At 67.6% G+C, this 13,740-nt stretch carries 13 protein-coding genes; 7 read left to right on the forward strand and 6 right to left on the reverse strand.

Annotated features, from left to right (window positions below; genetic code table 11):
- Positions 1-8 precede the first annotated feature (8 nt).
- Positions 9-770 carry an HAD family acid phosphatase gene (locus RPX00_RS21975; RefSeq protein ID WP_406642009.1) on the forward strand — a complete coding sequence of 254 codons (762 nt, stop codon included), beginning with the start codon at positions 9-11 and terminating at the stop codon, positions 768-770.
- Positions 771-827: 57 nt separating this feature from the next.
- Here RPX00_RS21975 and RPX00_RS21980 read toward each other — a convergent pair whose 3' ends face one another.
- Together RPX00_RS21980 and RPX00_RS21985 are read right to left on the reverse strand one after the other, a co-directional pair.
- On the reverse strand, positions 828-1,784 hold the full coding sequence (locus RPX00_RS21980) for a chitinase (RefSeq protein ID WP_406642011.1): 957 nt from the start codon (positions 1,782-1,784) through the stop codon (positions 828-830).
- A 522-nt stretch (positions 1,785-2,306) separates the two neighbouring features.
- Positions 2,307-3,899 carry a methyltransferase domain-containing protein gene (locus RPX00_RS21985; protein WP_406642012.1) on the reverse strand — a complete coding sequence of 531 codons (1,593 nt, stop codon included), beginning with the start codon at positions 3,897-3,899 and terminating at the stop codon, positions 2,307-2,309.
- Between the two features lie 91 nt (positions 3,900-3,990).
- Between RPX00_RS21985 and RPX00_RS21990 the strand changes: the two genes are divergently transcribed.
- From RPX00_RS21990 to RPX00_RS22000, 3 genes are read left to right on the forward strand one after another with little or no spacing between them, the layout of a single operon-like run.
- A complete protein-coding gene (locus tag RPX00_RS21990) occupies positions 3,991-4,581 on the forward strand; it encodes a helix-turn-helix domain-containing protein (protein ID WP_406642014.1) in 591 nt (196 codons plus the stop codon).
- A 31-nt stretch (positions 4,582-4,612) separates the two neighbouring features.
- Positions 4,613-4,999 carry an ArsR/SmtB family transcription factor gene (locus RPX00_RS21995; protein ID WP_406642015.1) on the forward strand — a complete coding sequence of 129 codons (387 nt, stop codon included), beginning with the start codon at positions 4,613-4,615 and terminating at the stop codon, positions 4,997-4,999.
- On the forward strand, positions 4,953-5,447 hold the full coding sequence (locus tag RPX00_RS22000; RefSeq protein ID WP_406642017.1) for an SRPBCC family protein: 495 nt from the start codon (positions 4,953-4,955) through the stop codon (positions 5,445-5,447). The genes RPX00_RS21995 and RPX00_RS22000 overlap by 47 nt, the downstream gene beginning before the upstream one ends.
- Before the next feature lie 1,137 nt (positions 5,448-6,584).
- Here the strand turns inward: RPX00_RS22000 and mptB are convergent.
- Positions 6,585-8,996 carry a polyprenol phosphomannose-dependent alpha 1,6 mannosyltransferase MptB gene (gene mptB / locus RPX00_RS22005; protein ID WP_406642018.1) on the reverse strand — a complete coding sequence of 804 codons (2,412 nt, stop codon included), beginning with the start codon at positions 8,994-8,996 and terminating at the stop codon, positions 6,585-6,587.
- A gap of 100 nt (positions 8,997-9,096) precedes the next feature.
- Here mptB and RPX00_RS22010 point away from each other — a divergent pair, with 100 nt between their 5' ends.
- Both RPX00_RS22010 and RPX00_RS22015 read left to right on the forward strand, forming a co-directional pair.
- The gene (locus tag RPX00_RS22010; RefSeq protein WP_406642020.1) at positions 9,097-9,756 is read left to right on the forward strand and encodes a response regulator transcription factor; all 660 of its coding nucleotides are present in this window, start codon (positions 9,097-9,099) and stop codon (positions 9,754-9,756) included.
- A 38-nt stretch (positions 9,757-9,794) separates the two neighbouring features.
- Positions 9,795-10,802 carry a sensor histidine kinase gene (locus RPX00_RS22015; RefSeq protein ID WP_406642022.1) on the forward strand — a complete coding sequence of 336 codons (1,008 nt, stop codon included), beginning with the start codon at positions 9,795-9,797 and terminating at the stop codon, positions 10,800-10,802.
- A 1-nt stretch (position 10,803) separates the two neighbouring features.
- Here the strand turns inward: RPX00_RS22015 and RPX00_RS22020 are convergent, their stop codons facing one another.
- A complete protein-coding gene (locus RPX00_RS22020; RefSeq protein ID WP_406642024.1) occupies positions 10,804-11,667 on the reverse strand; it encodes a 3-hydroxyacyl-CoA dehydrogenase family protein in 864 nt (287 codons plus the stop codon).
- 100 nt (positions 11,668-11,767) lie between these two features.
- Here RPX00_RS22020 and RPX00_RS22025 point away from each other — a divergent pair, with 100 nt between their 5' ends.
- Complete coding sequence (locus RPX00_RS22025; RefSeq protein ID WP_406642025.1) at positions 11,768-12,178, forward strand: hypothetical protein; 411 nt, start codon at positions 11,768-11,770, stop codon at positions 12,176-12,178.
- Here RPX00_RS22025 and RPX00_RS22030 read toward each other — a convergent pair.
- Both RPX00_RS22030 and RPX00_RS22035 read right to left on the reverse strand, forming a co-directional pair.
- A complete protein-coding gene (locus RPX00_RS22030; protein ID WP_406642027.1) occupies positions 12,162-13,067 on the reverse strand; it encodes a carboxymuconolactone decarboxylase family protein in 906 nt (301 codons plus the stop codon). The two genes, RPX00_RS22025 and RPX00_RS22030, sit on opposite strands and share 17 nt — an antisense overlap.
- A gap of 1 nt (position 13,068) precedes the next feature.
- Entirely contained in the window at positions 13,069-13,695 is a 627-nt protein-coding gene (locus RPX00_RS22035; protein ID WP_406642028.1) for a TetR/AcrR family transcriptional regulator, read from the reverse strand.
- Positions 13,696-13,740 lie beyond the last annotated feature (45 nt).

A 13,740-nucleotide genomic window follows, 5' to 3' on the forward strand; every position in this document is an offset into this window, starting at 1 on the left:
GGGTCGCTGTGTCTCGTTTTCCCGCTCTCGTCAAACTGGCCGCCGCCGCGGCCGTCGGCGCCACCGTGGCAGGCGGCGCGACCGCCCTCGCCGGGTCGGACGCCGTCACCGCCGCGCACGGCCGGGAACCAGCCAACATCGGCCAGGTGAAGAACGACGTCAAGGCGTACTACGGCGACTGGCTCGACGCGTCCGGCAAGCACCATTACTCCGAAACCAGCCGCTTCGTCACGGACACGAAGCGCGTGGTCGCCGACGCGAAGCGGCACCTGCAGCAGGCGCTGGGGAAGGTCAAGAACCCGGCGATCGTGCTCGACGTGGACGACACGTCCGAAATCACCTACGGCTGGGAAGCCGACAACGACTTCGGCTTCGACCCGGTGAAGCAGCAGAAAGCCATCGACGACGGCACTTTCGAAGCCAACAAGCCAGTGCTGGAACTGACGAAGTGGGCCGCCGAACGCGGCGTGCAGATCTATTTCCTGACCGGCCGCAACGACAAACAAGGCCCGCAGTCGCTCAAGAATCTCGCCAACGAGGGCTACCCGACTCCCGCCGGCGCGTACTTCAAGCCGAAGACCACCCCGCCGGACTACCTGCCGTGCGGACTCAACTGCAACACCGTGCAGTACAAATCAGGCACCCGCGCACACATCCAGTCGACCGGCGCACACATCGTGCTCAACCTCGGCGACCAGTTCAGCGACCTGGAAGGCGGCTACGCCGATCACCCGGTGAAACTCCCCAACCCGATGTACTACCTGCCCTGATTCGGGCATCGGAGCCAGCCCGGGCCCCGCGCCGGGCCCGGGCTGCCTCCGCTCCCGTCAGCCGGAATACCCGGCGAAGATCCTCGAGAACTCATACGGCTGCTGCGAAATATTGGTGCACCGGTACAACGGCCCGCTGCACGCGTTCGCGTCCCGGCCGAGTTCCCAGAACGACAGCATTCCCATGTGGACACTCTGCGCGTAGCTCACCACCGCACTGGCGTCCTTCTGGTAGAAGATCTCGTTCTGCGAATCGTTGACGCCCAGCATCGGCGTGAGACCGACCTTCCGCCAAGCGTCCGCATCGGACAGTCCGAGTGCCGATTTCAGTTGCGCCTGCGTGGATTGCGCCGCCTGGATCGCCTTGGCCCCTTGGTCGCCGGAGCCCTGGTAGTAGTCCATCGCCATGACGTTCACCAGGTCGAGATCAACCCCCGCGTCCCGCGCGGCGGTCACGACGTTCAGCCCGTCCGACGTGAGCCCAGTAGGAAGCACCGGCAACGTCAGGGAGATCTTCAGCCCAGGATTGTCGTCCTGCACCTTTTTCAACGCCTGCGAACGAAGCTTGATCGACCCCGGGTCGGCGACCGCCGCGCCCTCGATGTCAATGTCGATGTACTTGAGGTCATAAGCCTTGACGACTGCCTCGTACTCGCCAACCAGCGAATCGACATTGCCGCAGGCTTGCGCAAGCTCGACACCAGACGCACCGCCGAAGGAGACTTTGACATCCCCGCCCGCCGCGCGAATCTTGGCGATTTCGTCGGACTGCCACCCTTGCCGGGGGTCATAAGCGGCGAACCAGCTGGCCTTGCAAGCAGCCCCGGTGACGAACCCGAGGGTAAAACTCTTGATACCGCTCTGCTCAGACATAGAAGACAACACGGGCGACGGCCAAGCACCCATGTCCACATAGGGCGCGAGCGAGATCGACGAGCCACTAGCCGCGACCGCAGTGCCCTGCGGCACCACGAGCCCGGCAACAGCCAGCAACCCGCCCAACGCGGCGGCCAATTTCCGGGGGAGGGGAGACGCATGGGTGGAACCTCCACGGTGAGGACCGAGGGGCGGAAAACCCCTGTCCAAATGGTATAGACCAATAAGTCCGGGGAGGCCATACGCCATTAGTATGCCGATCCGTCCCGCTCAGCGGGATCCGCTGTCGCCCTCGCGGACTCACACCGCAGGCCGACCGCGGGTTTTCGTGGTCCCGCCACGTCGGCTTCCCACCCGATGACGCGGTTCCCTGGGCGATCCCGGCCAGCCAGCACGACCCGCGCAGCGTCCCCGGTTGCGGCGGCTCGCCCAGCGTTTCCGGTCCCGACGGCGACCTGCCCGAGGTCTCTGGTTGCGGCGGCGGCCTGCCCGGCGTCCCCAGTCCCTCCGGCGTCCTGCCCATCGTTCCCGGTTGCGGCGGCGGCCCGCCCAGCGTCCCCAGCCCCTCCGGCGATCCGCCCGACATTCCCGGTCCCGACGAGCGACCCCCGGCGACCCCAGCCCGGCCCACCCCCGACCAGGCCGGAGCCGCCACACTCCTCACTTCTTCCGAGCCACCAGCACCGTGTCCCGAACCGTCGTCTCCGCCGCCGCCCGCTCCCGGACGTCCGCGGCCACCGAAGCCCACGACTGGTCCAGCGTCTCCGCCACCTCCTCGGCCGTGAACATCATGTCCGGCATGTGCGGCCGCCCGGCGTGGACGTCCGAGGGATCGTGCCCCACCACCAGCAGCGTCCCGCCCGGCGCCACCGCGTCCGCGAGTCGCGCGAACGCCGCCGTCCGGGCCGCCGAAGGCACGTGCAGGAAATGCGACGTCACCAGGTCGTACTTCGATTCCGGGAGCCAGTCGGCCAAATCCGCGGCGACCCACGTGATCCGGTCCGCCACGCCGAGTTTCGCCGCCTGCGCACGTCCGCGTTCGATGGCCGTCGTGGAAAAGTCGACCGCCGTTACGCGCCAGCCCTGCTGTGCGAGCCAGATCGCGTCGCCGCCCTCGCCGCAGCCCGCGTCGAGCGCGTGGCCCGGTTCCAGATCGCGCGCCTCGGTCACGAGCTGAGCGTTCGGCCGCCCGCTCCACATTTCCGGCTGCGAGCGATACCGCTCCTCCCACGAACCACGGTCGAACGGCGGCGCGTGCATCTGATGCTCATTCACCCGCGCCGCGACCTCCCGCTCGATCTCGTGCGAGAACGGCATTTCCCGCCGCCGCACGGCTTCCGCGGCTTCCTCCTCGACCAGATTTCCGTTGATCGCCGCCCCCGCCATCAAGCCTGCCGCAGCCGAAACGACGACCTGCGCACGCATGTCCGCGACGTTCCCCGCGACCCACAAACCAGGCACGGACGTCATGCCGGAAGCGTCCGCGGGAACCCTCGTGCCGATCACGAACCCGTTGAACTCCACCGGTTCCGGCTCGATCCCGAGCGGTGCGAGAAAGTCCGCCCGCGCCGTGGCCCGCGGCGCGATCGCGAGCGCCTCGCGCGCCACGACCTCACCCGATTCGAGCCGGATCCCCGTCAGCTGGCCGTCCTCGGCCTCGACGGCGGCGACCACACCGTCCACGATCCGGATCCCGCGCGCCAGCAGCGGAGCCTCGTCGAAATCCCCGTGCGTGTGCCGGAAAACGACGACGTCGTCGGTCAGCTGCCGCCACATCAACGCCTGATGCACAGTCATCGGACCGGTCGACAGCACGCCGATCGCGCGGTCGCGGGCTTCCCAGCCGTGGCAGTACGGGCAATGCAGCACGTCCTGGCCCCAGCGGTCCGCCAGTCCGGCGATCTCGGGCAGCTCGTCGACGAGACCGGTCGCGACCAGCACGCGCCGCGCGTACGTGCGCCGCCCGTCGGCCAGCGAGATCTCGAACCCCTTGTCCCCGTGGGCGATCGACGTCACCGTCTGCGCGACCACCTCACCCCCGTACCCGGCCAATTCCGCACGCCCGAGCGACAGCAGTTCGGCCGGCGGCGTGCTTTCGCGAGCAAGATAGTTGTGCACGTGTCCAGCGGGCGCGTTGCGCGGCTCGCCGGAATCCACGACCAGCACCGAGCGCCGGGACCGCGCGAGCGCCACCGCTCCGCTGAGCCCCGCCGCGCCGCCTCCGACCACCACGACGTCGTACTTCTCGTCCACTGGATCCTCCTGTAAGTCCCTTGCTCCTCGGACTATCCGGAGAACTCGCCGACTTGACAAAGTTCTTTGCCGAAGTGGCAAATTGAACGGCATGAGCGAAGACGACCAGGACCTGGGCGAGGTCCTGCACGCGGTCGGACCGAGGCTGCGCGCCCTGCGCAAACAACGCAACGCGACGCTGACCGGCCTCTCCGAAACGACCGGAATCTCGGTAAGCACCCTGTCGCGGCTGGAAGCCGGCCAGCGCAAACCGACCCTTGAGCTGCTGCTAGCCCTGGCGCGCGCCTACCAGGTCCCACTGGACGAACTGGTCGGCGCACCCCCGACCGGCGACCCGCGTCTGCACCCAAAACCATTCGTCCGCCACGGCCGCACTTACCTGCCGCTGACCCGACGCCCAGGCGGCGTGCGCGCGTACAAGATGATCCTCCCGCCAGAACGCTCCGCCGAGCCCCCGGACCAGCGAGTCCACGAGGGATACGAATGGCTGTACGTCCTGTCCGGACAGCTGCGCCTGATGCTCGGCGACCACGACGTGACCCTCATGCCCGGCGAGGTCGCCGAGTTCGACACCCACGTCCCGCATTGGTTCGGCAACGCCAGCACCGAGCCCTGCGAGGTATTGGCCCTGTTCGGCCCCCAGGGAGAACGCTTCCACGTCCGCGCCCGCCCCGCCTCTTGACGCATACCCATATCGGAATATGATTGGCGGCATGGCACGGGCAGCAACCACCGCCGACGTCTTCAACGCCGTCGCCGAACCGCGGCGCCGGGAAATCCTGGACGTCCTGGCCGAGGGCGAACGCCCAGTCAATGACCTGGTCCGCGTGTTGGGCCTGGGACAGCCGCAAGTGTCCAAACACCTGCGGGTGCTGCGCGAGGTAGGCGCAGTCGAGGCACGCGACGAAGGCAGGCAGCGCCTTTACCGCCTGAACGCTCGCGCCCTCAAGCCGATCCACGACTGGGTGCGCCGCTACGAACGTTCGTGGGAGGAACGGTTCGAATCGCTGGACGCCGTGCTGGAAGAGATCGCTTCGACCGAGGAGGAAAACAATGCCCGAAACGACAACCGGCACGGCGAAGGTGACCCTGCCCGCTGACGACCAGATCCTGATCACCCGCGATTTCGCAGCTCCCCGCCGCAACGTCTACCGCGCCTGGACCACGCCGGACCTGGTGAAACGCTGGTGGGCAGGCAAAAGGGGCACCGTGACGTCCGTGAACATCGACCTCCGAGTCGGCGGCCAATGGCGCTACGTGATGATCGCGAACGGCAGCTACGAAGTCGCTTTCCACGGCGAATACCGAGAAATAACGCCCGAGGAACGCCTAGTCCACACGGAGGTCTACGAAACCCCGGGCGCGTCGGATGATGACGCACCGTTGGTGACCGTGACGTTCACCGAATCGGGCGACCGCACGACGGTGACAATGCTGATCCAGACGAACGGCAAGGAACTGCGCGACCTGATCATCGAGTCCGGCATGGAAGTCGGAATGCAGGAGTCGATGGACGCACTGGAGGAAATCGCGGCCTCGCTGACCTGAGCCGAGCTGGTTGCCCCGGCCTTGTCATGGCCGGGCACGCCTCGGCCCCCGGTCTGACCTGCGCCGGCTCGCCGCGGTCCGGCTTGGCCCGGCCTGCCCCAAGCTCGGTTCAGCGCAGCCAACCCGGCCCAGCCTGCCTTGGCCCGGCTCAACCCGGCTCAACTGGCCGCGTTCCAGCCCGGCCCAGCTCGGCAGCGCGGCCCAGCCCGGCCCCGGCACCGCGGTCCGGCCTGGCCTGGTTCGGCTTCGCCCTGCCCTGCCCTGCGCTGTCTTGCCTTGCCCGGCTCGGTTCGGCTCGCATAGCCCGGTTCAGTTCGGCTCAGGTAGCTCGGCTCGGCCCGGTTCGGCTCAGGCAGCGCGGTCCGGATCGGCCCGGTCTGGCCCAGGCCTGGCTCGGCCTGACTTAGGCCCAGTCCAGCACAGCCAGCCCGTCTCAACTCGCCTTGGTCCCGCGCAGCCTGGGCTGGCCCAACTGGCATTGGCCAGGTCCGGCTTGGCTCAACCCTGGCCGGTCCGGCCAGGGTTGAGCCCAGCCTGACTCGGTCCTGCCCCGCCCGACTCGGTCCGGTTCGGCTCCACTCGGACCGATCCGATCCGATCCGGCTCGGTCCAGGTCGGCACACCTCGGCTCGCGTCTGCCTGGGGCCATCCCGGCGCGCCTCAGGTCGCGTCTGCCCGAGGCCATCCTGGTGCGCCCGAGATCGGGTCTGCCCGGGCCTTTCCCGGCCCACTTCGAGTCGGGTCTGCCCAGGCCCATCCTGGCGCAAGCTGAGCCCAACAGCCCGGTCCGGCCCAGTCCGGGGGCGGCCCGGCCGGGCCCGGTCCGGCTCGGTCCGGGCGAAGCAACCGGGCCGATCCGGTCCGGCTCGGCGCGGTTCGCCCTGGCTCGGCTGAGCCCGGTTCGGTCTGGCCAGACCTAGCTCGCCTCGGCCCAGCTCGCCTCAGCCCAGCTCGGCTCGGTCCGTCTCAGCTCGGTCCGGCCCGGCCAAACTCGGCCCAGCTCAGTCCGATCAGGTCCGGGCCCACCTCATGCCCAGCCGAGTTTCAGCACCGGCGTCCCAGCGCCATGCAGAGTCCGTCACCGAACTTACCTAGGCGTGCCTCCGGGACCCGCGTCCCCATGCCAGGCCAAGACCGTCACCGAACCGGCCCCAGGTGCGCCTTCAGCACCGCCGCCTCAGCGCGCAACTGCCCAGCCAGCTCCGCTTGCCCCAGCCGCTCGTACTCGTCCGCCGCCGAAGTGCGTTCCGCGACCTCGCGCTCGACGATCCCGCGAACATCCGCCTCGCTGAGATCCCGACGCGCGGTCTCGGCCGCACCCAAGCCGACCGCCGCACCTGCCACGTGCTCGTCGCCGACGCTGCTGTCCACCCGCTGCTCGATCGGCACTGCTTCGGCATTGTCGATCGCCGCGAGGGCGGACCGCAGCGCGCTGACGGCGACACGGTCACGCTTCTTGAGCGCCGACTTCAGACCGGCACGCAGATTCGCACGCATGGCAAGGAATCCATTAATGGGTGAAGAGAGATGATCAAACGTTGATGTCTCCACCCTACCAGCACCACCATCACCCAAGCGTGCGAATTTCCCGCGAACAGTCAGCACGCCGACGCCGACTGAGGCCACCACCAGCACCGCGAATCCCCATGGTGGCAGCAAACTCTTCCCGTCAGGGTGGGTGCTGACCACCAGCCACGTCGAAGCCGCAGCCACCACAGCAACCCGTGAAAGTGGCCACGCAGCAGCACTTCCCAGCACTAACGGCCACGTGAAGTACCAAGGAAGAACCACCGGTGCCAACACGACGGTCGTGAACAAGGCCGCCGCAGCCCCGCGCACCGCGTCTGCACCGCCGGCTCGCGAACGCCACCACAGCCACGTGACTACGACTACGGCCACGACGTAGCCCGCCGTCCGGCTCGCGGCGAGAGTTCCTGCTGGGTCAGCCGTCAGCGCGCCCAAAATCTTCCCGGCTGCCGTAGGGATCGACGTCCATGGCTCGAGCGTGGAATTTCCGCTCAACGCGCCAATCCACCCCAGATCGACGCCGGCGGCGACGCTGCACAACCCAAACACGGTGACCACAATGGACACTGAGGCAACGAGTGTGAAGCTGTAGCTGCGAAACGACATCCGTCCGCGAGATCGACGGTTTGCCCACTCCCACAACAGAAACGGCAACGCCACCGCCGCCGGAGCCTTCACTGCCGCAGCAAGTGCTACCAAGGCGAACCCAAACCCTGGTACAGTGGTTATCACTAACGCAGCACCTGCACTCAAGAGCCCGATCATCAGTAAGTCGTTGTGCCCGCCTGAAACTACGCACAGCACCGTCAACGGGTTCGCGGCAGCCATCCACAGTGCACACTCCGGCCGGGTGCCCAGCCGCCGGCACAGGATCGGCACAGCGAAACACATCAGCGCCAGACCGGCCGTCATGGCAAGGCGGGTCAGCAGCGCGCCGAAAATCAGGTTGTCACCAGTCACGGAGAGGACGCTTTTCACGATCAGAATCTGCAACGGCCCATAGGGCGACGGAATGCGCAGCCAGCCGCCGGCTGCGTTGTCGGTGATCGGTCCCGGGAATTCAGCCGGAACATGGGTATACGGATCGAAGCCAGCGTGCGCGACCACGCCTTGCGCGAGATACGTGTACAGGTCCGTGCTGAACAAGGGTGGCGCGCAGAGCAACGGTGCGCACCACAGCCAGGTTGTCCGCACTACCTCTCGCGTGCTCGTCCGGCCCGCACGCGCTGAGTGTCCTAACCGGATCCACGACACTACCAGGAGGGATATGCCGAGATAGATCGCAGCAGTCGCGAGCACGCGGCCATGGCCGAAGCGCACGGCGTTCAGCACTGTTCCGGAGAGGACGGGATCGTGTCGCAGCGTCGCGCCCGCGCCGAACGCGCCGAGCGAAGCCAACACTGATCCGACGACTCCGACGGTAGACGCGCTCAAACCGGAAAGCCATGCGGCGAGGGTGCGTTTCCCCTCGGGAGTTGAGGCTGGAGCGGGTTTTCCGGCGCGTTGTGCGATGGGGCCGACTTGCGCGGTTGGCCCGAGTCGTGCGGCGAACTTGGCTAGTGCAGTCGGTTCAAGCAGTGTGGTGAGCTTGACTGGTGCGGTCGGTTTCAGTGGTGTGGCGAGCCTGACTGGTGCGGTCGGCTTAAGCGGTGCGGCGAACTTGGCCGGTGCGGTCGATTCACGCCGTGAGGCGAACTCGGACGGCGCGGTCGCTCTGAGTCGTGCGGTGCGCTTGAGCCGTGCGTTCGATCCGAGCCGTGTGCTCGATCCGTGCTGTGCGGCAGACCCGAACCGCGCGAACGGCTTGAGCCGCGTGGCAAAGCGGAGTGGGCCGAACCGCAGGGCGGAACGGATTCGTGCAGCGGGCGCGACCTGAACGGCGGACCGCGGTCGTGCGGCGCGATTGAGCCGTGCCGTCGACCGGATTCGTGTGGCGGACCGGAGTCTGTCGGCGAGTCTCGCGACAGCGCAGCCTATCCCCGCGAACCGTGCACCAGACGCGCTCTTCCCGGCGAAGATCATCCCGCAGGTCTAGTCAGCGAGTGATCCCAGGCCGTTAAGATCGACGTTTATCCGGTCTTTATCCGGCCGGCGTTGTACTGGTGCCGTGGGGAGAAGCTGAATGCGGGTGCTCGTGGCCGAAGACGAGCGGATGCTGGCCGATTCCGTCACGGAGGGCCTGCGGCATCTGGGCATGGCGGTCGACGTCTGTTACGACGGCGATGCCGCGCTCGAACGCGTCGCGGTGCATCGGTACGACGTCGTGCTGCTGGACCGCGACCTGCCGCTGGTGCACGGAGACCAGATCTGCCGCAGGATCGTCGGCGACGGCGGGGAGACCCGGGTGCTGATGCTGACGGCCGCCGCGGGGATTCGGGATCGGGTCGAAGGGCTCGGTCTCGGCGCGGACGACTACCTGACCAAGCCGTTCGCGTTCGCCGAACTCGTCGCACGGGTGCATGCGCTGGCTAGACGGTCGCGGCCCTCGTTGCCGCCAGTCCTGGAGAGCGCGGGTGTCGAGCTGGATCCGGCGAAGCGGTTCGCGTCGCGGGACGGTCGGCCGTTGTCCTTGTCTCCCAAGGAGTTCGCCGTGCTGGAGGTGTTGCTGCGGGCCGAGGGACGGGTCGTCAGCCCGGAAGAGCTGCTGGAGAAGGCATGGGACGAGCACGCCGATCCGTTCACGAACACGGTCCGGATGACGGTCATGACGCTGCGGAAGAAACTCGGTCCGCCGCCGGTGATCCACACCGTTCCCGGCGCTGGCTACCGTTTGGCTACCTGAAACGGGCCCGAGCCTCGCTGCGTGGGCGTATCGAGCTGGTGTTCCTCGGCGGGCTGCTGGCCGCGCTGGTGCTCGCGTATCCGGTCGGGAAGGCGGCGGCCATGGTGCTCGGGACCTACGTGGACACCTCCTTCTGCCCGCGCGACTCCGCTTGCCGCAACCCGTTGGGCACGATCTGGTGGTTCCTTCCGCTGATCGCGGTCGTCGTGCTGGCGATCAGCGTGTGGCGTCCGCTGGCGTCGTGGGTGATGCGGCCGCTGCTGGACCTTTCGGCCACTATCGACCAGCTCGGGCCGCAGAACCTGGGGCAGCGCATGCCGCCGCACCAGACCGAACGCGAGTTGCGCGTCCTGTCGACGGCGGTCAACGGGATGCTCGACCGGGTCGCCGTCGGCTTCGAGGGGCAACGCCGGTTCGCCGCGAACGCATCGCATGAGCTGCGCACGCCGCTCGCGGTGCAGCGGACGCTCGCCGAGGTCGCGATCGTCGCCGGCGGAGGAGAGGACGTGCAACGGCTCGCGGCGCAGTTGCTGGTCGTCAACGAACGCAACGAGCAGCTGATCGAGGGCCTGCTCGTGCTGGCCGAAGCCGATCGCGGGCTGCCCGGCACGATCCCGGTGCGGCTCGACGAGCTGGTGGACACCGTCGTCGCCCGGTACGCCGAGCAGCTGACCGAGCATGAGCTGACTCTGCGTCATCACTCGGCCGAGCGCACGGTACCCGGCGATCCGGTTCTGCTCGAACGGATGATCGCCAACCTGGTGCACAACGCGATCAAGTACAACCGGCCTGGCGGGTGGGTCGAGGTGAACGTCGGAGGCGAACCCGCGCTGAGCGTGCGCAACTCGGGCGATCGCGTCCCCGCGGAGGTGGTCGATTCGCTGTTCCAGCCGTTCCGCCGGCTGACTGCCGAACGGCTGAACCACCGTGACGGTGCCGGGCTCGGACTGTCCATTGTGAACTCGGTAGCCACCGCGCACCACGGCCGGGTGTCCGCTGCGGCAATAAAAGACGGCGGTCTGCGGGTCGACGTGGTGCTGCCCTGATTCAGCCGTACGAGTAGAACCCCTCGCCGGTCTTGACCCCGAGTTTGCCCGCTTCGACATACGTGCGCAGCAGGTCCCGAGGCCCGGCCGGCAGGTGCGGATTCTCGTCCGCGTAATGGTTCTCGATGTCCAGCACGACGTCCAGTCCGACCTGATCCATCATCTGGAACGGCCCGTACGGCAGATGCCAGTTGATCTTGAACATCCCGTCGACATCCTCCGGACGCGCGACTCCCTCCACGACCACGGCCAGCGATTCCCGCTTGATCGCCGCCCACACGCGGTTGAAGATGAACCCGACGCTCTCCTTCCGCGCCTCGAACGGATGAATGCCGAACTCCGGCAACACCCCGAGCAGCGTGTCGAGCACGGTACGGCCGGTGTCGCCGTCGGACATGAGGTCGACCGCGTTGGCTGTCGGCGGCATGTAGAAGTGGATGTTGCACAGCCGCGATTTGTCGCGCACCTTCTCGGCCATCAGCCGCGACGGGTACGACGACGAGTTCGTGGCGAAGATGGTGTCCGCGGGTGCGGCCTCGTCGATTTGGCCCCACAACGGGATTTTGATGTCCAACCGCTCCGGCACAGCTTCCACGACGAGCCACGAATCGCGCAGTGCTTCCTCGATCGACGCCGCGCCTTCGACCTGGCCGACCTCGCCGCTGCCGCGTTTTTCGAGCAGGACGGGTAAAGCCTGTGCCACGTATTCCGCAGCCGCCGCGACCTGTTCGGCGTTCGGGTCGCTGATCCGCACGGTTCCGCCGCGCGAGGCGAACATCAGCGCGATGCGCCGCCCCAGCGTGCCGGCGCCGAACACGGTGACCGGCCGGTCGCGGATCTGGTCGAAGGTATACGCATACGGCATGGCGGGCTCACCTTTCGATCTTGAGCCAAGAAGACCACCCGCCGGTGCCCGCCGCAATTCCGTGCCCACTGGTGGGGGACCGTCCGCGTAGAATGCCGCGGTGGTCGATGTTCGCGAGGTTCGCCGTCTCTGTTACGACTTCGCCCGGCGTACCGGCGGAACGGTGACCGATTTTCGCGTTCCGACGGTCACGCCGAACTTCTGGCAAGCCGTTGTCGCATACCACGACCGCACGATCTCGGTCGTCGCCGCCAACGACCTGCCGGTGCTCGCGATCGCCCGGCCCCGCTCGCTCGACTTCGCCCAGGTCAGGGACTCCGGACCGCTGGAGTTCGTCGACGAACCGGAACTAGTCGCCGTGCTGGCGGAAACGGAGCGGTTCCAGGTGCTCACCCCCGCCGAGCTGGAACGTTCCTTCTCCGCCGAAGACTGGCCGCACCTCACCCGATCCGACGTCGCGTACTGGAAACCGGCGACGGTCGGCGAAGCCCTGTTCAATTACTGGGACTGACCTCCCGGACGCCGGACAGCGGAAAGGTGCCACCGCCGGAAATCGTGACGGAACCGGTGAACGCGTCCCCGTCGACCGTGGCGGCTACGCTCAACTCGAACTGGACCGGGTCGGTCACCAGCGCGGTGAAAGCGACCTCTCGGCCGTCGACCGTGCCCGACACGATGGGGACCGTGATCTTCATCTGGGTGTCGAAAATGGAACCGGACACCGCGGTGCCGTCGGTCGCGAGGTCGAGGATCAGGTCTTTGCTTCCCGCCGGATGGATAAAAGTGATCTTCCACTTGCCGTCCGGCTCGGTTTTGCCGCTCGCGGGCCGCGCCGCCTGGTCCGGGCGGGCGACCGGTGCCGGAGGTTCGCCGAGCGCGGGCTGTCCGGGCTTCACCGGGACGCCCGCGGAGTTCAGGAACCCCGCCATCATCCGGTAATAGCCGACGAGGAACAGGACCTCGATGATCTCGGCATGGTCGCGAGTCGCGGCGAGATCTGCCCAGGTTTCGTCGGATACGAAGATATTCGCGCACAGTTCGTCGACGGCGCGCAGCACCGCGTCGTCCTCGGGCGGCCAAACGGCGTCCGGTTCGGAGAGAGCCGCGATCTCGGACTCGGTCGCGCCGCCGCCGAGCGCGGCGGGCGCGTGATTGGCCCATTCGTATGGCGCGTCGCAGCGGAGCGCGACCCGGAGGATCGCCAGTTCGCGAATCCGAGGATGCAGTTTTCCTTGGCTCAGCAGGTAAGCGCCCAATGCCCCGGACGCTTGCATCACCTCCGGCGCGCGAGCGAGAACCTGGATCACGGTGTCCGCGCCGAGTTTCGCCAGTTTTTGCTGCTCGGGGTCCATCTCGTCGAGCGCGAGCGGCGGGATGCGGGGAGTCGTTGCGTGCGGCATGTCAGTTTCCTTCCGGCGGCAAGCGGTCGAGAGCGGCTTGCGCTTCGTCGAGGGTGAGCAGCGGGTGCGAGTGGAGGTCGATCAGCGCGCGGGCGAGGAGGTTGTCGCTCTCCGGGCTGAGGATGTCGATGCCCGCGGCGCGGGAAATGTGCTGGTGCAGCACGGTGATCGACAACGCCATCGCGGTGCCGATCGCGGCGCGGACCTGAGGATCGACCGTCGGCGGATCCGGCCGTTGCCGATCTGCGGCGACAAGCCTGCGCACGCCGAGTTCGACCATCTCGTCGAACAACGGCGCGACACCGCCGTCGACCAGCGCCCGGACGAGGTAGTCCCGGTACGGGCCGACGGCAATCCGGGCTGCCGCAACGGGATTCGCGGGCATGTCGCCGGCGTAGTCGGCCGGAACCTGGTCGTCGAGCTGGCGGAGCAGCTTGATCAGATGCGCGTCGCACACCTCGCGGAGCGCCTGTTTGGACCCGAAATGGTGCCGGACCAGTCCCAGAGACACACCGGCTTCCGCGGCAATGCCCCGGATCGTGGCCCGCTCGAAGCCGTGCTCGCCGAAGTGCCGCATCGCCGCGTCCCGGATCCGGGCGCGTGCGGTCAGGTCGTCCGGGTCTGTCATGACGCCGTCGCTATACGCATGTACAGCAGGCTATACCTGTGTATA

Source organism: Amycolatopsis sp. WGS_07 (assembly GCF_045278895.1).
Classification (GTDB): domain Bacteria; phylum Actinomycetota; class Actinomycetes; order Mycobacteriales; family Pseudonocardiaceae; genus Amycolatopsis.

Excerpts from the sequence above, each read along its gene's own strand:
- RPX00_RS21990 (WP_406642014.1), top strand. The coding sequence starts at position 3,991 with ATGAGCGAAGACGACCAGGACCTGGGCGAGGTCCTGCACGCGGTCGGA.
- RPX00_RS22000 (WP_406642017.1), top strand. The coding sequence starts at position 4,953 with ATGCCCGAAACGACAACCGGCACGGCGAAGGTGACCCTGCCCGCTGAC.
- RPX00_RS21995 (WP_406642015.1), top strand. The coding sequence starts at position 4,613 with ATGGCACGGGCAGCAACCACCGCCGACGTCTTCAACGCCGTCGCCGAA.
- RPX00_RS22030 (WP_406642027.1), bottom strand. The coding sequence starts at position 13,067 with ATGCCGCACGCAACGACTCCCCGCATCCCGCCGCTCGCGCTCGACGAG.
- RPX00_RS22020 (WP_406642024.1), bottom strand. The coding sequence starts at position 11,667 with ATGCCGTATGCGTATACCTTCGACCAGATCCGCGACCGGCCGGTCACC.
- RPX00_RS22010 (WP_406642020.1), top strand. The coding sequence starts at position 9,097 with ATGCGGGTGCTCGTGGCCGAAGACGAGCGGATGCTGGCCGATTCCGTC.
- RPX00_RS22035 (WP_406642028.1), bottom strand. The coding sequence starts at position 13,695 with ATGACAGACCCGGACGACCTGACCGCACGCGCCCGGATCCGGGACGCG.
- mptB (WP_406642018.1), bottom strand. The coding sequence starts at position 8,996 with ATGATCTTCGCCGGGAAGAGCGCGTCTGGTGCACGGTTCGCGGGGATA.